Here is a 15,942-nt window from a genome sequence, read left to right on the forward strand (position 1 = left end):
TCCCAGCACCAAGTAGATGGGGATATGGCCGAACACGTTCTCGTTCCCGTCGATGGGTCGCCGCAGTCAGTCGCTGCGCTACGTTTTGCCGCTTCGGAGTGGCCGGACGCCCGAATCACGCTGTTGAAAGTCATCAACCCCGCAGATGCAGACTTCCGAGAGCGGGCCCTCAGTGGGACCGAAGAGTGGTACCAAGAGGAAAAACGGAAGGCGAACGAGACGTTCGCCGAGGTAAAATCCGAGGTCGATATCGAACGACCAGTCGCGGACATCACCGAAGTCGGAAGCCCCGAAAAGGCTATCGTGGAGGTGTTAGAAGCAGATGGCGCCGACTTCGACCACGTCGTTATGGGAAGCCACGGCCGAACCGGTGTCTCGCGCATCCTCCTCGGGAGCGTCGCCGAAGAGGTCGTCCGTCGTTCGCCCGTCCCGGTCACTATCGTCAGGTGACCGCACTCCGTGTGACGCCCACCATCGCACCAAGTAACATCGATGTTACCAGGTAAAATCGATGGAATGAGTACTGCGACCATACTGGAATCGGCGGATTCACCCGGATTCCGACCCCCTATTGTCGTGTCGACCATTATACGGAACAATGGATTTCGAAGAAGTCGTTGCAACCCGACGTTCTATCCACGAGTACGCCGACGAACCGCTCGACGACGAGACGCTCGAAACGATATTCGAAAACGCGATTCAGGCACCGTCGAGCTACAACCTCCAGCCGTGGGAGTTCGTCGTCCTGCGCGAAGACGAGACGAAGCAGGCTCTGCGCGAGGCCGCCTACGACCAGGAACACGTTACGGGTGCCGCCGCATCGGTCATTATCCTCGGCAACAAGGACCCGGAAGCGCATGCCCAGACCGTCGCCGACGACATGCTGGAGAAGGGCTACCTCCCGAACGAGGACGCCCGCGACGGCGTCCTCGAAAGCATCGCCGGAATGGCTGACCTCCCCGAACAGGAGCGTCGCGTCTGGACCGTTCGCTCCACGTCGCTCGTTGCGATGTCTCTCATGAACGCCGCGTGGGACGAGGGTGTCGGCACCTGCCCAATCGGCGGCTTCGACCCCGATGCGGTCCTCGAAGCGTTCGACATCGACGGCGAGCAGTACGAACCCGTGATGCTCCTGACGATGGGCATCCCCGCCGAAGACGCCGGCGAACTGCAGGCCGAAAAGAAGTACCGCCGTCCCGTCGACGAAGTCGTCCACTACGAGGCGTTCGCGCCGGAGCAGACGGCCGACCCCGCACCCGCCGACGACTGAGCGAGATTCTTCTCCTCGGACACGTTCTACTTCCCCCGTTCTCTCGCTTTTGTTAATTACCGAGGCCGCAGGTTCGGGTGTAGCCGAGAGTATTATTCAGCACGCGATTCTTATCAAATTTTGAGGATTCCAACGGAGCCGGATTAGAAAATATTCGCCTGCCGGTAGACGCTGATTCCATCGCTCGTGAGTTCGTAGGGCTTCGTCTCACGGGAGTGGTTGGCGTCGCGTATCTTCTGAATCTCGATTGCGAGGCGCGTCTCGCGGAAGTCGTCGGGGCGGACGTATTGAAGGACGAACACTGCGTCAGAGAGGTACTCGACGATGCCGTGCCGAGAGACGTAGGGGTTAGTCTGGTCCGCTTCGGAGGTGAGCATCGTCGTCACACCCGCGTCCTTCAGCGACCGGGTGAAGTTGAACACCTCGCTGCGGCGCTTGGACGGCCGGTCGTACATCATCTCCAAGAGCGACACGGAGTCGAGGACGAGTCGGTCCGCGCCGAAATCCTCGATGAGTCGCGGGAGGTCGTTTCGGATGCTCGAAAGACTGTTCGCCATCTCGACGGGGTCCAAGTCGACGATAGCCAGTCGGTCGTCCGCCTCGTGTTCGGAGAAGTCCCAGCCTTTCTCGTCGGCGGTGTTGAGGATGCGTTCGCGGCTTTCTTCGAGCGTAATATAAACGCCACTGCCACCTTCTCGGAGCGTCTTCCAGAGGAACTGGAGCCCGAACGTCGTTTTCCCGGTCCCGGCGCTCCCGATAGCGACCATGAGCGACCGCTTCGGGACGCCACCGAGAATCATGTCGTCGAGCCCCTCGATGCCGATGTCGATACGGTCGATTTGGGATTCGAACTCCTCGTCGTCGAACGACTGCGAGTCAGGTCGGTCACCCGCATCAAACATGAAGTCGTCACCCATGCCGCCGGACGACTGCCCACCGAATCCACCTTCCGTGTCGTCCACCTCCGGCATCGGCGCGTTCTCGAAGGCCGTGGCGAAGTCCATCGAGAATGGGTCGTCTTCGACATCGTCCGGTGAGTCCGCCGGGGCGTCCGCAGCTGTGTCTGCCGGTGCGTCTGCCAGGTTATCTCGGTCGGATGCGTCGTCTGACGAACCCGCCGGGAAGGCTGCGGGAGGTTGGTCGGAAAACGTGTCGCTGTCCGGGGCGTCACGCTGCGAGGTATCCGGAACGTCGGCGTCGCTGTCGTTAGTGTCGGCTTCAGAACCGTCGCTACCCGAGTCTGCTCCGGAGTCGTCGCTGCCCACATCGGCCGTTGAATCAGTAGCCGCCTCTGATTCGGTATCTTCCTCGTCCCCATCGGTCTCGCCATCGCCACGCTCTCGGAGTGCTCGCTCAAACCAGTCGTCGTCTTCGCTCATAGAGACCACCTCCAGAGGGCCGCGTGGCTGGCGTCCGTGCCTGCCATCATCTCATGGTCGTAAGGAAGCGTCATGAACGTTTCCCGTGTGGGGGAATAGCGTGACGGTGGGCTTTTGCCCGGGGACATCAAATCGCGGGGCATGAAAGTCGGTATCGTCGCACAGAAAGGCAACAGTCGGGCCGCATACCTCGCAGCGGACATACGTGAGGCGCTTTCGGGCGTCGACGTCGAGGCGGTCGTCGATGGAGCGACGGCCGACGAACTGGATGTTGACGGTCTGCCCGTGGAAGCGTTCGACGAGTGCGACCTCGTGGTGAGTATCGGTGGCGATGGCACGTTTCTCTACGCCGCCAGAGGCGCGGACGGTGTTCCAATCCTCGGCGTGAATCTCGGCGAAGTTGGGTTCCTGAACGCCGTTTCGCCGGCCGACGCCATCGACGAAGTGTTATCGGAGGTCGCCGCGTTTCGTGACGGTACCTCGTCGGTTCGGGAAGTCCCTCGAATCGTCGCCCGCGGCGACGACTGGGAGATAGAACCGTCGGTCAACGAAGTCGTCGTCCACGGCCCGAGACGAGGCCACGGCGGCGGTGCCGGATTAGAGATTCGCGTCGATGGGTCGCTCTACTCAGGTGGCAACGCCGATGGCGTCCTCGTCACGACGCCTACAGGCAGCACAGCCTACAACCTCAGCGAGGGCGGCCCGCTCGTCCACCCGGGAGTCGACGGACTCGTCGTTACCGAGATGGCCCCGCAGGAGGGAATGCCGCCGCTCGTCGTCCCGCAGGATGCGACGGTGACCGTTACCGTTACCGACGCCGACTCGGCAATTGTCGTCGGCGACGGTCGGATTCGACAACCGATTTCACCGCCGACCGAGGTACGCATCGAACAGTCTAACTCGCCGGTTCGACTCGCCGGACCGACATCTGATTTCTTCGAGGCGCTCGGCAAACTCGACTAGTCAGCGTCGTCGCTTCGGAGCGTTTCGGAACTACGTGCGAATGCAGAACTAATCTGCTGGCTCGCGCTCGCCGCTTTGGGATTCGTCCTGCGGAATCGGTGTCCACTGTACGTCGACGACGCGGTCCGCTCGGCCGCGAAGTCCCGGTCGCGAGACGATTTCGAACGTCCGTTTTTCTGTTTCTCTCGTGAATAGCGAGTGGACGAGGACGTTCGCCACGTCGGCCCGTGGGATGCTTCCGCAGACCGAGTCACCACCCTCACCGACGAGCACCTCGCCAGTTGCGGGGGCGTCGGTGAGCGCACCCGGCCGGATAATCGTATGGTCGAGCGGCGCGTTCCGAAGTCGCGTTTCGCTCTGCGCTTTCGCTGAGAGGACGCCGGCGGCGGTGAGAATAGCCCGCAACGACAGCGGGAGACCATCTTTCGAGTCGCCGACGCCGATAGAGGACATAAGAACGAATCGCTGGGTTCCGGAAGCAGTTGCGGCATCGACGAGGTTTTCGATGCCAACTCCATCCACGAGGTCGCCGCGAATCGTGTCGAGTCCAGCGGCGACGCCAACGGTCGAGACCACGGCATCGACATCGGCGACCGCCCGCCGGGCGTCACCGGGTTCTAATAAGTCACCGACGACGACCTCGTCAGCACCGCGTGCTCGGAGGTCCGCTTTCGCGTTGGAGTCGCGGGTCAGCGCCCTGACGACGAACGGCGTTTCCGCCAGCGCATCGAGGACGAGTCGGCCCGTCCGACCCGTCGCACCGGCGACGAGGACGCGGCCGCGCTTCCGTGTCATATCCGCACATGGGTCCGAGAGTCAATAACCTTCGTGAACGCGTCAAAAGTCCTGTGAGGTAGGTCGTGTCGTCTAGAAAACGAGCGGTGTACCACACCCCGCTCGAAGATGTCGCTATTACGGTCAGAGAGTGGTTGAGAGAGGTTAGAAGCTACCTAGAACGCGAGCTTACTTGCCCCAATCGGCGACGACGCGCGGACGCTCGGAGACGGGGTGAACGTCGATGTCTTCGTCCGCTGCGCCGCGTGCTTTGAGGGCAGCCTTCGCGGAGGCGTAGGTGGAGAAGTAGCTAACTTCCTCTTCGACACAGTCGATGAGTGTCTCGCGGTCGCGGGAGACGACGAACTCGAGTTCGCCCTCGCGGAGCGACGTAAGAAGGTCGTCCACGTCGTCGGGCGTGAGTACGTCGTAATACTCGGCGAGTCCATCGAGAAGCTCCTGTCCGGCCTCGCTGTCGGCGTCGGGGAACTCCGAGTCGGCGAGGTCGACGAAGATGGTTCCGTCCTCCGGAACAGGGTCGTTCGCCGCGGCTTGGGCCTTCTCGTAGGCTTTGCCGAAGGTGGTCGCGGTCCCCATGACTTCACCCGTGGACTTCATCTCCGGGCCGAGACGCGGGTCCGAACCCGGCAGGCGGTCGAACGGAAGGACGACTTCCTTGACCGACACCTGCTCGGGAATCTGTTCGTCCACGTCGAGGTCGGAAAGCGTGTTGCCGGCCATGACCTTCGCGGCGAGTTTGGCAATCGGCACGCCCGTCGCCTTCGAAACGAACGGGACAGTGCGCGACGAGCGCGGGTTTGCTTCGAGGACGTACACGTCGTTCGAGCCGTCTGCCTTCTCCTTGACCGCCAATTGGACGTTCATGAGACCGACCGTACCGAGGGCGCTGGCAATGTCCTCTGTAACCTCGCGCACGCGGGTCATCGTCTCCTCCTCGAGCGAACGCGGCGGAATCATACAGGCGGAGTCGCCGGAGTGGACACCCGCAGCCTCGACGTGTTCCATCACCCCGCCGATGAGGACGTTTTCGCCGTCGGAGACGGCGTCCACGTCGAGTTCGACGCCGTCGGCGAGGAACTCGTCGATGAGGATTGGTTTGTCCGGCGAGACGCGAACTGCTTCCTCGATGTACTCTTTGAGTTCCGCGTCGGAGTAGACGACTTCCATCGCGCGGCCGCCGAGCACGTACGACGGGCGGACGAGAACTGGGTAGCCGAGGTCGTTGGCGAGGTCGAGCGCTTCGGACTCGCTCGTCGCGGAGCCACCTTCCGGTTGCAGGATGCCGAGGTCGTCCATCAGGCGGTTGAAGCGGTCGCGGTCCTCGGCGAGGTCCATCGCGTCGATGGTCGTACCGAGAATCTCGCAGTCGAGACCGCGGCGCTTGAGTTCGGATTCGAGCGGATGGCCGATGTTGACCGAGGTCTGCCCACCGAACTGGAGCATCACGCCGTCGGCGTCGATTGCCTCGACAACGTCGGCGACCTCTTCGGCCGTAATCGGCTCGAAGAAGAGACCGTCGGAGGTGTCGTAGTCGGTCGAGACCGTCTCGGGGTTGTTGTTGACGACGTGCGCGTCGATGCCCATGTCGCGGAGCGCCTGCACAGCGTGGACAGAACAGTAGTCGAACTCGACTCCCTGTCCAATGCGGATGGGGCCACCGCCGACAACCACGACGCTCTCGATGTCACGGTCGACGCGAAGTTCGTCGCCCGCGGCGTCGCCCTTGAGCGGCCCGCGGAGGAATTCCGGCTGGCGCGCGGAGTAGTAATACGGGGTCTGTGCGGCGAACTCGCCAGCACAGGTGTCGACCTGTTTGTACGTGCGTCCGGGAACCTGTTGTTCGACTTCGTCAACGGTCGCTCCAGTTGTCGCAGCGATGCTGGCGTTCGTGTGGCCAGCAGAGGCGGCCTCGGCGAAGTCGCCCTCCGAGGCGGCGGCCACGGACTCGACGACGCGTCCGAAGCGCTCGACGTACCATTCTTTGATGCCCGTGAGTTCGACCACGTCTTCAGTAGTGTACCCGCGCTCGAACGCCTCGAAGATGGCGTACGGACGGTCCGGCGTCGGCTTCACGAGGTACTCCGATTCGAGTTCGTCGTCGGACACCTCGTCCCAATCGGCGGCGGGTTCGTACTCGGAGGAGCGAAGCGCCTTCAACAGCGACTCTTCGAACGTCCGGCCGATGGCCATCGCCTCACCCGTGGACTTCATCGCCGTCGAAAGCTCGAAGTCCACGTCGGTGAACTTGTCCTTGGGCCACCGGGGAACCTTCGTGACGACGTAGTCGATTGCCGGTTCGAAGGCGGCGGTGGTCTCGCCCGTAATCTCGTTGGTAATCTCGTGGAGGCGCTTGCCGAGTGCGACCTTTGCGGTCACGCGGGCGATGGGGTACCCGGTCGCCTTCGAGGCGAGCGCGGAGGAGCGAGAGACGCGGGGGTTCACTTCGACGACGCGGTATTCGCCGCCGGGTGTGCCGTCGTCATGCCACGCGAACTGGATGTTACAGCCACCCTGGATTCCGAGTTCGCGGATGACTTCGAGCGCGGCGTCACGCATCTCCTGGTGGCCCTCGTCGGGAATGACCTGCGATGGAGTGACGACGGTGGATTCGCCGGTGTGAATCCCCATCGGGTCGATGTTCTCCATGTTGCAGATGATGATACACGAGTCGTCGGCGTCGCGCATCACTTCGTATTCGAGTTCGACCCATCCGGAGATGGACTCCGTGATGAGCACCTCGCTGTTGCGAGAGAGACGAAGCCCCTTGCGGACGCGGGCGACGAGTTCATCCATCTCGTGGACGACGCCGGAGCCGGACCCGCCAAGCGTGTAGGTCGTGCGGGCGATGACCGGCAGGCCACCGACTTCGTCGACGGCCGCTTCGACGCGTTCTTCGAGGTCCGATTCGGTGATGTTGGAGACCTTCTCGTCGTCCTCCAGCGAGATGGTCGTCGAACGCGGAACCGGCTGGCCGATTTTCTCCATCCGCTGGCGGAAGAGGTCGCGGTCCTCCGTGGCGTAGATAGTGTCCAGCGGCGTCCCCATGATGTCCACGTCGAACTCGTCGAGGACGCCTTCCTCGGCCAGTTCAGCCGTGACGTTCAGCCCCGTCTGGCCACCCAGTCCGGCGATGACGCCATCGGGACGTTCCTGTTCGATAATCTCCGAGATAGCGTCGGTCGTGATAGGTTCGATGTAGACCTTGTCGGCCATCTCGGGGTCCGTCATAATCGTCGCGGGATTCGAGTTGACGAGGACAACTCGTGCACCCTCTTCTCGGAGCGCGCGGCAGGCCTGCGCGCCCGAGTAGTCGAATTCCGCTGCCTGTCCAATCTGGATTGGGCCACTTCCGATGAGCAGAATCGTCCGGTCCTCTGCGTCCGGTTGAGTCCCGGTTGCGGTGTCCTCGTCAGTCATCGTCGTAATCCAATCCGCACATCGTAATAAGCCCGGCGAAAAATTACGAGGTCCGAAACTCGATTGCGAATTTCGAAATACTTGCCGAGCGCCGGTGTCACGGCTGGGGAAGGCTTTTCCAGGGGGTTGCGAAGAACTTTTGCTGAATTTGCGTGAACTACGCCCATGCCACCCGTGTTCACGACCCCTCCACCACTCGAAACCGAGAGCCAAATCGCTATCGTCGCCCCGTCGCGTCCCATCGACGAGTCGCATCTCGACCGGGCATGTACGCGGCTTCGAGAGACGTTTTCGCTCGAACCGGTCGTCTTCGAGTCGGCTCGAAAGGACTGGGAGTGGCTTCGAGATAATCCACGGGCGCGCGCGGAAGACATTATGGAGGCGTTCGAAGACCCCTCGATACGCGGCGTTATCGCTGTCACCGGCGGCGACGACCAACTGCGCGTGCTTCCCCATCTCGACCCGACCAGACTGACCGCCTCCCCGACTCGCTTCTTCGGCTACAGCGACAACGACAATCTCCGACTGTACCTGTGGAAACACGGCATCGTGAGCTACGGCGCGACGCTCCACCCGACGCTCACGGTTGACTCTCAGATTCACCCCTACGTCGAGCGGTATCTGAATCGCGCATTCTTTCAGCGGTCGCTCGGGGTCGTCGAACCGACTCCCGAGTGGACCGACGAGTGGTTCGATTTCGACACTGGAGAGCCACGTGAGTGGCGTGACAATCCGGGCCGGACGTGGCACGGTGAAGCGCGCGTGACTGGGCGGCTCTGGGGAGGCAATTTCAGCATCGTGAAGTGGCACCTCCAGACCGACCACTATCTCCCCTCCCTCGACGAACTCGATGGGGCGATTCTCGCACTGGAAACGTCGGAGGACGTCCCACTCCCCCGTGAGATCCGCTACACGCTTCGGGCGATGGGCGAGCGCGGTCTCCTCGAACGGTTCGACGGTCTCGTGATGGGACGACCCCGAACGCACTCACCGGGGTTAGAGTGGGAGCCACCCGCGGACTACGGCGAGCAACTCCGCGAAGAAGTGCTGTCGGTTCTCGGCGAGTACAACCCCGACGCGACGGCGGTGTTCGACGTCGAATTCGGCCACGCAGACCCGAACGTCCCGCTTCCATTGGGCGCGAAGGCGACGCTGGACCCGACTGTGGGTCGGATTCGAATCGAGTAGCAAAACAGAGGCGCGCGCACATCACTCGAACAGAGACGCGCACATCACTCGAACAGAGACGCGTGCGTCACGCGGGGGATGACCGCGCGCATCTACGCGTCACATGTACGGTTCTGGGTCGAGGTCGCGCTGGGCGCGGTACTGTTCGACGAACTCGCTCACGTCGAACTCGAGCATCTTCGATTCGAACTCGGAGACGACGCTGTCGTCGTCGGCGTGGCTCACGGCGTGTTCCATGAGTTCGACGACGAGTTCGACGATAATCTCGTGGAGCCTTCGAGAATCGAAGTCGGTCACCCAGACGATGCCCGCGCCGACTTCGCCGTCATCGGAGACATCTTCGGAGATGACGGCTTCGGGGAACTCTTCGAGGACGATTCCCATGAGGTGCGCCGTGCCGAACTCGGGCATATCCTCGCTCGTCGTTTCAATCGTCTCCTGAAGGATTTCGACGAGGAATTCGGGAATGAATCGGTCCGGTGGGTGCGCGTCCATGACGACGGCGTGCGTGTCGCCACAGGGGCAGTCGAACTCTCGTTTGCCCAAGTCGAGTTCCCGGACGCGCTTTTCTTCGCCACAGGGCAACTCCAAGACGGCCCCGCGACCGCCGGGAACGCGCGGTTCAGACATACCCGTGGGTTGCGGTTCTCGCCGTTTAAACGTCGCGTTCTTCCGAATCGGCGGCGGAGAATTGGTCGGTCGGTGTCGATGCGTCGGTCAGCGGCGGCCCGTAACGTAGAGGATGGGACCGACGATGAGCAGCGTGACGCCGAAAAAGAGGTAGTGCGGCTTGGCCAGCGTCACCGGCGTCAACAGGAAGATGAGCCCGAAGATGACGGTGTTGATACCGATGATACGACGGGACTTCAGCGGCAGTGCTCCGACCGTCGACAGAATGAACACGAGCAACAGCGCCTGCCCGATGTTGTAGTCGAGCAGGAAGGTGTCTATGAGCTGAAGGGGAAGCATTCTTGTTTTCTCGGTCGGTTCGAATCGACTATCAAAGTTCCGTTATTCTCGCTGGAGACGCGTGTCCACGACCCATCATATAGGGGCATTCCCGGTTGGAGTGGTCTCGGCACGGAATTACGTCGCCATCAGGTCGTCAGGGATTCTGCTCTTTTGGACCGGTGATGTCGAGCGGTCGAATCCAGCCGAACCAGACGATGAACACCATTCCAGCGTAGCCGAGGGCGAACACAATCATCCCGAGGTTCGTGTAGCCCGCGTTCCCGAGATACCAGCGCGCGACGCCCGGGAGAATGACCCCGAGCGTCACGACGGCGATGAGAAAGAGGTTCCCTCGCGTGAAAAACGACTCCTGCGTCTCGCTCATGTACTGGTGTCAGGGCCGTGGGGACGTGAATCGTACGGTTCGTTGAGGACGTCACCCAGACAACCGGAATCGCCCGACTGCGGTCGAGAGCCACCCAAAGCATATACCACCCGCCGACGCACCGCGATTATGCATCTTCGTTTCCTTCCCGAAGAACACCGCGAGACGTACGGCGAATTTCTCAATTACGCCTTCCGTCCGCAAGAAGGCCCTAACTGGGACGATAACCGCATTCCCGACCCCGAGATATACCACCCCAGAGGGTTCTACGACGCACCACCCGACACACCAGCGGCGGACCTCGACTCAGCAGACCTCGTGACCGTCTGCGCCTTCTACGACTTCACGGCGCGCGTCCGCGACGAGTGGCACCCACTTCCCGGCATCTCGGCGGTCGCATCGCCGCCGGAAGCGCGCCGACAGGGACACATTGCCGCGATGCTCGACGAACTTCTCGTCGAGTTCCGCGATAGCGGTCGCTATCTCTCGGCGCTGTGGCCGTTCAAGTACGAGTTCTACCGCCGATTCGGGTGGGCGACGACGAACAACTACGCGCAGACGACCGTCCCGCCGGACGAACTCTCGGCGGCCGTCCCCGAACCGGACGGCGAATTCGTGCGCCTCGACGCCGACGACTGGGACCGGACCGAATCTATCTACGCCACTGCCGCGACCGAAGACCTCGCGCTCGACCGAACCGAAGGATGGATTCGACACCGTCTCTTCCGCAGGTGGGACTCCGACCCCTACGTGTACGGGTGGGAACGAGATGGCGACCTCCGCGGCTACGTCGTCTACACGGTGGACGGTGACTTCGACTCCCGGACGCTCACCGTTTACGAACTCGTCGGCGTCGACGCCGACGCACGAAGCCACCTGCTTCGGTTCCTCCGTGACCACGATTCGCAGGTTGACGAGGTCTTCTTCAAACGCGAGCACGAGTCCACCCGCCTCATCGACGACCTGACCGACCCGCGGGCGGCGACAGTCGAGATTCAGCCGGGACCGATGGTCCGAATCACGGATGTTTCGGCGGCGCTTGAAGCCGTGTCGCTGCCGGAGGACGCAACCTGTGACCTCGTTATCGATGTGGCCGACGACCGCTGCGAGTGGAACGATGGCGCGTTCCGTCTCGTCGTCGAAGCAGGATCGGCAACCGTCGAAGCGACCAATGTCGACTCGGACGTGGCAGTCGAAATCGGCGCGCTTTCACAACTACTCGTCGGCGCACAGTCAGTCGACGAGTTGGTTCGGACCGAGGCCCTATCAGTCGCTGATGCGGACGCAGCCGACACACTCAGAGCGGTCTTCACCGAGCGGGACGTCTTCCTCCGAGAAGGTTTCTAACGCATCAGTTCGGGAGAGTCGTGAAAACGGACCGTCTCCGAAGCGTCTGCACAGCGCAGTCGCTCCGAGCGTAAAAACAGACTCGCCGCGAAAGAGGTCCTGCGGCGAGCGAGGTTGATATTGACCGCACGGGCGGTCGGGCCGGGGGAGGACTCCCGAATCCTGCTTAGTCGCCGGGCGTGTTACCACGCTGGTAGCGACCGACCATCTTCCACATCGCCGCGTCGAGGTCGTCGCCATCCGCGGCGGACTGGAGCTGACGGTACAGGTGTTCGGAGACGTCGATGGTTGGCATCACCAGCACGTATGTCGTGTGTGACTTTAATACTACTGGGATACAGAACTGAGTAAATTTGTTCAGGGTGTGTCGGTCGAATAGCGAATAATCGGCCGACAGCGAGTACCTGCTTCGCTTTCCACAGTTAGGCATTCGAGACAGTCGAAGTATTCTATTTGGCAACTTTCTTTGTGATTGCTCGAATTCCCCGCCGAACATCGCCTCCTTCGAACTACAAGCGGAGTACAACGCGCTCAACGCCCTACAGAGCGATACCAGAGGGATATGACACCGATACGTATCTTTCCCATAGACGATGACGTGTGACCAGTTCCAAACACTCAGGGACTGTCTGTATTCGGAGTCGAGAGAACCATCGCGAACGAACGCCAGAGCGAACGCTCTTTGTTGTAGTTTCGTCAGAAGTTGGGTGGCCGGGGAGTTTGAGCCCCTAACTCGCATCGGCAACGAATCGTTACCGATGTGAGTGGGCCAACGCGGATTTGAACCGCGGGCCTCCCGGTTATCAGCCGAGCGCTCAACCTGACTGAGCTATTGGCCCAGGTAAGCGCATTCACTCGTTGTGCGCTGTTGATTTTAAGACTTTCTTTTCGAGGCAGCGTTGGTGCGTGTTAGTGAATGTCGGCTTCGTCGGTCGATTCAAGCGAGGGACACGAAAGCGAATACCCGGATTCGACTGCAGGCGCTCACAACACGGCTGTACAGAAAGAAAGCGAGAAGCGCAGAGGAGGAACGTTACTCGGAGTCCTGCCCGCCGAAGCGGTACGAGTCGGGGTCCGCGTCGTAAACGCCGTCGCCGCCGCCACTGCCACTGCCGCCACCGCCGTTTGTGGTCTCGTCCTGCGGGAAGCCAGCGGTCCAGACGTTTCCGGTGACGAAGCCGTCGGCCCGCTTGTCGAGGTACGGCTTGACGACAAAGCGCTTGAGCACCGTGCGGATGGGGTACCGAGTCACCGGAATGGCGAGGAGGAAGCCAATGGTGTCGGTGACGAGTCCCGGCGTGAGGAGGAACGCACCCGCCGCGATGAGCAGTCCGCCGTCCATGACCTCGTTCGTCGGGAGGTCACCGCGAGCAAATTTCCGCTGGAGACTTCGAAGCGTGTGTCTCCCTTCGGCGCGGACGATGAGCATCCCGACCAGGCCGGTCAGGACCACCAGTGCGACGGTGGGGACGAGGTCGATGTGCTGCGCCACGACCACGAGCAGCAACGCGTCGGAGAAGGGGATGAGGAGCAAGAGCGCAATGAGCGTACGCGTTCGCATACGCGCCACTACCGGGTCGCGGCCCATAGCCCTTTTGTCCCGCTTTCGACGTCGGGTGAGACCGTCCAACCCGCCGACGGAACTGCCTCCGTGCGCCGTGGCCTCGAAGCGCTTACCCGCATCCACCGCGGAAGTGGGGACATGACCGACGAGACACGCGTCGAGTGGCGGTCGTGGGGTCCCGACGCGTTCGCCGAAGCACGAGCGACGGACAAGCCTGTCCTGCTATCGCTGACAGCGACGTGGTGTGAAGACTGTCACGAGATGGACGCCGAGACGTACGCGGAACCGCGCATCGCCGCGAACCTCAACGACGGGTTCGTGCCGATTCGGGTCGATGTGGACCGCCACCCGCGCATCCGCGAGCGATACAACATGGGCGGGTTCCCGTCGACGGTGTTTCTCGCGCCGGACGGCCACCCGATTACGGGCGCGACGTTCATCGGTCCGGAGGGGATGCGACAGGTCATCGACCGCGTCCGCGAAGTGTGGGAAAAGAAGGGGTCCGACGCCGGGCGAACCCCGCGCGCACTCGCTGGTGACCTCCCACCAGCGGGCGAAGTCTCGCCGCAAATCGAGGCGCACCTCGCCGGCCAATTGGAAGTCAACTTCGACGAATCCCACGGTGGATGGGGTGACGCCGCGAAGTTCCCACTTCCGCGGACCGTCGAGTTCGCCCTGAAACGCGACCAACAGCGCGCGCTCCGGACGCTCGATGCGATTCGTGACGGTCTATTCGACCCCGTCGAAGGCGGCTTTTTCCGCTACGCTGACGACGCGGCGTGGACAAAGCCGAATCGCGAGAAGACGCTGGAGTCGAACGCCGCACTTCTCCGAGCATTCGCCAACGGCTATCGGTACACCGGCGAGGAGGCGTACCGTGACCCCGCCGTCGAGACGGCCGAATTCCTCGTGGAGTCGCTGTGGACCGGGACCGGATTCGGTGGGAGCATGGGTCCCGCTTCGGGAACCGATTACTACCTCCTCGGGGCTGAGGGTCGTGCGAGTGCACCGGGACCACGAACCGACCTCACGGTCTACGCCGGCGGCAACGCCCTCGCGGTGGACGCGCTCTTGGTTCTCAGCGGCCTCACAGACCACGAACAGGCCCGCGAGTTCGCCGCTCGAACTCTCGACCGAATCGCCGAAGACCTCGTCGAGGACGGCGTCGTGACGCACTTCCACTCAGGCGGCGACGTCGGCGAGTCGCTTCTCCTCGAAGACCATGCGCGTGTGGTCACCGCGGCCTGCCGCGCCCGGCAGGTACTCGGTGACGGCACCGTCGCAGGCGAGTCCTATCTCGACTTCGCCGCGGCAGTTGCAGACGCAGCCATCGATGAACTGTTCGTCGACGATTCGTTCCTCGACGGCCCTGCGAGCGGCGAGGCGCTTCTCTCGTCGCCGCTTCGCCCCCTCGACGGGAACGCCGAGATGGCGAACGCGCTTCTCGACCTCGCCGCGCTCACGGACGACGACACCTATCGCGACGTGGCCGAGACGACTATCGGCGCGTTCGCCGGCGCGTGGGACCGCATCGGCGTGCAGGTCGCCGAGTACGGGACCGCGGCGGCACGACTCCTTCGCGACCCGATTCTCATCGAACTCGGCGACGAGGCCTGGTCTGACCTTCACCGCGCCGCGCTCCGCGTTGCCGACCACGAGGCACTGGTCGTCCCCGAAGCCGATGTTACCGACGGTGTTGCCCGTGTCAGCTCTGGAACTACATCAGTGGAAGCAACCACTCCCGACGAGTTGATGCAGGCGGTCTCCTCAGTCACACCCGACGCCTAAGTAGAATTGATGCCAACACCAACCGGGTGTAAACATCCGGTTTGTTTATAACGGAGAAACGAGACGAACGGAGCATGACCAGTCTTCGAGACCTCGGGTTGTCCGAGTACGAAGCCCGTGCGTACCGAGCATTGCTGCGGACCGGTGCGACGACGGCGAAAGAATTGTCGCGTGCGAGCGACGTTCCGATGGGTCGGATTTACGACGTGCTGAACAGCCTCGAACAGTATCATCTCATCCGGAGTCAGGCGGCGAGTCGCCCGAAAAAGTACGTCGCTGTCGAACCGGACACGGCGCTCGACCGACTCCTCGAAAGCAAGCACCAGGAGTTAGAAGAGAAAGCAGAGCAGTACGAAAACGTCGTCGCGGAGTTGACCGACGAACTCGACGCCGCAGAGCCGGTTCACGACCAGTTCTGGACGGCCGCCGTCGGTGCAGACGAGACGATGGACCTGCTCGTCGAGCGGTTGGCAGCGGCCGACGACACGCTCATCATGGTTGCCGGAACGCCCTCGCCGCAGTTCGACCTCGGCACGCTCGGCGACCTCGTCGTCGAAGAACTCGAAGCAGCACTCGAACGAGGCGTCGAGATATCGCTCCTTATGTCACCGGACCTCGTCGACAGTCTTCCCGAGAGCGTCGGTCGGCGGTACATGAATCGGCTCTCGAAGCTCCCGAACTTCCACGTTCGGACGGCGGAGAATCTCACAGGCGTGTTCAACCTCATCGACGACGTCGAAGTCTGTATCGAGGTTCACAACCCGCTCAACCCAGGACAGGCGTTTGCGATGATCGACCTGAAAGACCCCGACTTCGCCGCGGACCTTCGGTCGACGTTCGACCCGCGCTGGGAAGAGGCAACGCCGCTTCCGTTGTAATGCCACTCCCGCTGTAA

At 62.3% G+C, this 15,942-nt stretch carries 15 protein-coding genes and 1 tRNA gene; 7 read left to right on the top strand and 9 right to left on the bottom strand.

The annotated features are described in order from the left end of the window. Positions 1 to 24: 24 nt before the first annotated feature. Both HFX_RS11640 and HFX_RS11645 read left to right on the top strand, forming a co-directional pair. Entirely contained in the window at positions 25 to 450 is a 426-nt protein-coding gene (locus HFX_RS11640; RefSeq protein WP_004059784.1) for a universal stress protein, read from the top strand. A 148-nt stretch (positions 451 to 598) separates the two neighbouring features. Beyond that, on the top strand, positions 599 to 1,270 hold the full coding sequence (locus HFX_RS11645) for a nitroreductase family protein (protein ID WP_004059783.1): 672 nt from the start codon (positions 599 to 601) through the stop codon (positions 1,268 to 1,270). A gap of 143 nt (positions 1,271 to 1,413) precedes the next feature. Here the strand turns inward: HFX_RS11645 and HFX_RS11650 are convergent, their stop codons facing one another. Further along, positions 1,414 to 2,649, bottom strand: coding sequence for a KaiC domain-containing protein (locus tag HFX_RS11650; protein ID WP_004059782.1), 1,236 nt, complete (start codon positions 2,647 to 2,649; stop codon positions 1,414 to 1,416). A 141-nt stretch (positions 2,650 to 2,790) separates the two neighbouring features. On the opposite strand from HFX_RS11650, the gene HFX_RS11655 reads away from it, so the two are divergent. Next, entirely contained in the window at positions 2,791 to 3,612 is an 822-nt protein-coding gene (locus HFX_RS11655; protein WP_004059781.1) for an NAD(+)/NADH kinase, read from the top strand. 48 nt (positions 3,613 to 3,660) lie between these two features. Here HFX_RS11655 and HFX_RS11660 read toward each other — a convergent pair whose 3' ends face one another. Then, positions 3,661 to 4,407, bottom strand: coding sequence for an SDR family oxidoreductase (locus tag HFX_RS11660; protein ID WP_004059780.1), 747 nt, complete (start codon positions 4,405 to 4,407; stop codon positions 3,661 to 3,663). A 168-nt stretch (positions 4,408 to 4,575) separates the two neighbouring features. Next, positions 4,576 to 7,824: a carbamoyl-phosphate synthase large subunit gene (gene carB, locus HFX_RS11665; RefSeq protein WP_004059779.1), complete on the bottom strand. Its 3,249-nt coding sequence runs from the start codon at positions 7,822 to 7,824 to the stop codon at positions 4,576 to 4,578. 165 nt (positions 7,825 to 7,989) lie between these two features. On the opposite strand from carB, the gene HFX_RS11670 reads away from it, so the two are divergent. Then, positions 7,990 to 9,012, top strand: coding sequence for a S66 family peptidase (locus HFX_RS11670; RefSeq protein WP_004059778.1), 1,023 nt, complete (start codon positions 7,990 to 7,992; stop codon positions 9,010 to 9,012). Positions 9,013 to 9,111: 99 nt separating this feature from the next. Here HFX_RS11670 and HFX_RS11675 read toward each other — a convergent pair whose 3' ends face one another. The 3 genes from HFX_RS11675 to HFX_RS11685 form a co-directional block, all read right to left on the bottom strand. Beyond that, positions 9,112 to 9,642 carry a DUF5815 family protein gene (locus HFX_RS11675; protein WP_004059777.1) on the bottom strand — a complete coding sequence of 177 codons (531 nt, stop codon included), beginning with the start codon at positions 9,640 to 9,642 and terminating at the stop codon, positions 9,112 to 9,114. Positions 9,643 to 9,729: 87 nt separating this feature from the next. After that, positions 9,730 to 9,981, bottom strand: coding sequence for a hypothetical protein (locus tag HFX_RS11680; RefSeq protein WP_004059776.1), 252 nt, complete (start codon positions 9,979 to 9,981; stop codon positions 9,730 to 9,732). Positions 9,982 to 10,117: 136 nt separating this feature from the next. Further along, positions 10,118 to 10,348, bottom strand: a complete 231-nt coding sequence (locus tag HFX_RS11685; protein WP_004059775.1) for a hypothetical protein — start codon at positions 10,346 to 10,348, stop codon at positions 10,118 to 10,120. A gap of 129 nt (positions 10,349 to 10,477) precedes the next feature. On the opposite strand from HFX_RS11685, the gene HFX_RS11690 reads away from it, so the two are divergent. Next, positions 10,478 to 11,695, top strand: coding sequence for a GNAT family N-acetyltransferase (locus tag HFX_RS11690; protein ID WP_004059774.1), 1,218 nt, complete (start codon positions 10,478 to 10,480; stop codon positions 11,693 to 11,695). Between the two features lie 166 nt (positions 11,696 to 11,861). Here HFX_RS11690 and HFX_RS20505 read toward each other — a convergent pair whose 3' ends face one another. The 3 genes from HFX_RS20505 to HFX_RS11700 form a co-directional block, all read right to left on the bottom strand. Beyond that, entirely contained in the window at positions 11,862 to 11,990 is a 129-nt protein-coding gene (locus HFX_RS20505; RefSeq protein ID WP_004059773.1) for a hypothetical protein, read from the bottom strand. A gap of 470 nt (positions 11,991 to 12,460) precedes the next feature. After that, positions 12,461 to 12,534: transfer RNA gene (locus HFX_RS11695), tRNA-Ile, on the bottom strand. Positions 12,535 to 12,728: 194 nt separating this feature from the next. Then, complete coding sequence (locus HFX_RS11700) at positions 12,729 to 13,256, bottom strand: FxsA family protein (protein ID WP_014732487.1); 528 nt, start codon at positions 13,254 to 13,256, stop codon at positions 12,729 to 12,731. A 141-nt stretch (positions 13,257 to 13,397) separates the two neighbouring features. Between HFX_RS11700 and HFX_RS11705 the strand changes: the two genes are divergently transcribed. Then, the gene (locus HFX_RS11705; protein WP_049917492.1) at positions 13,398 to 15,047 is read left to right on the top strand and encodes a DUF255 domain-containing protein; all 1,650 of its coding nucleotides are present in this window, start codon (positions 13,398 to 13,400) and stop codon (positions 15,045 to 15,047) included. 74 nt (positions 15,048 to 15,121) lie between these two features. After that, positions 15,122 to 15,925 carry a TrmB family transcriptional regulator gene (locus HFX_RS11710; protein WP_004059770.1) on the top strand — a complete coding sequence of 268 codons (804 nt, stop codon included), beginning with the start codon at positions 15,122 to 15,124 and terminating at the stop codon, positions 15,923 to 15,925. Positions 15,926 to 15,942: the final 17 nt, after the last annotated feature.

This window comes from Haloferax mediterranei ATCC 33500 (genome assembly GCF_000306765.2).
Classification (GTDB): Archaea; Halobacteriota; Halobacteria; order Halobacteriales; family Haloferacaceae; genus Haloferax; species Haloferax mediterranei.

Excerpts from the sequence above, each read along its gene's own strand:
- HFX_RS11640 (WP_004059784.1), top strand. The coding sequence starts at position 25 with ATGGCCGAACACGTTCTCGTTCCCGTCGATGGGTCGCCGCAGTCAGTC.
- HFX_RS11645 (WP_004059783.1), top strand. The coding sequence starts at position 599 with ATGGATTTCGAAGAAGTCGTTGCAACCCGACGTTCTATCCACGAGTAC.
- HFX_RS11650 (WP_004059782.1), bottom strand. The coding sequence starts at position 2,649 with ATGAGCGAAGACGACGACTGGTTTGAGCGAGCACTCCGAGAGCGTGGC.
- HFX_RS11655 (WP_004059781.1), top strand. The coding sequence starts at position 2,791 with ATGAAAGTCGGTATCGTCGCACAGAAAGGCAACAGTCGGGCCGCATAC.
- HFX_RS11660 (WP_004059780.1), bottom strand. The coding sequence starts at position 4,407 with ATGACACGGAAGCGCGGCCGCGTCCTCGTCGCCGGTGCGACGGGTCGG.
- carB (WP_004059779.1), bottom strand. The coding sequence starts at position 7,824 with ATGACTGACGAGGACACCGCAACCGGGACTCAACCGGACGCAGAGGAC.
- HFX_RS11670 (WP_004059778.1), top strand. The coding sequence starts at position 7,990 with ATGCCACCCGTGTTCACGACCCCTCCACCACTCGAAACCGAGAGCCAA.
- HFX_RS11675 (WP_004059777.1), bottom strand. The coding sequence starts at position 9,642 with ATGTCTGAACCGCGCGTTCCCGGCGGTCGCGGGGCCGTCTTGGAGTTG.
- HFX_RS11680 (WP_004059776.1), bottom strand. The coding sequence starts at position 9,981 with ATGCTTCCCCTTCAGCTCATAGACACCTTCCTGCTCGACTACAACATC.
- HFX_RS11685 (WP_004059775.1), bottom strand. The coding sequence starts at position 10,348 with ATGAGCGAGACGCAGGAGTCGTTTTTCACGCGAGGGAACCTCTTTCTC.
- HFX_RS11690 (WP_004059774.1), top strand. The coding sequence starts at position 10,478 with ATGCATCTTCGTTTCCTTCCCGAAGAACACCGCGAGACGTACGGCGAA.
- HFX_RS20505 (WP_004059773.1), bottom strand. The coding sequence starts at position 11,990 with ATGCCAACCATCGACGTCTCCGAACACCTGTACCGTCAGCTCCAGTCC.
- HFX_RS11700 (WP_014732487.1), bottom strand. The coding sequence starts at position 13,256 with ATGCGAACGCGTACGCTCATTGCGCTCTTGCTCCTCATCCCCTTCTCC.
- HFX_RS11705 (WP_049917492.1), top strand. The coding sequence starts at position 13,398 with ATGACCGACGAGACACGCGTCGAGTGGCGGTCGTGGGGTCCCGACGCG.
- HFX_RS11710 (WP_004059770.1), top strand. The coding sequence starts at position 15,122 with ATGACCAGTCTTCGAGACCTCGGGTTGTCCGAGTACGAAGCCCGTGCG.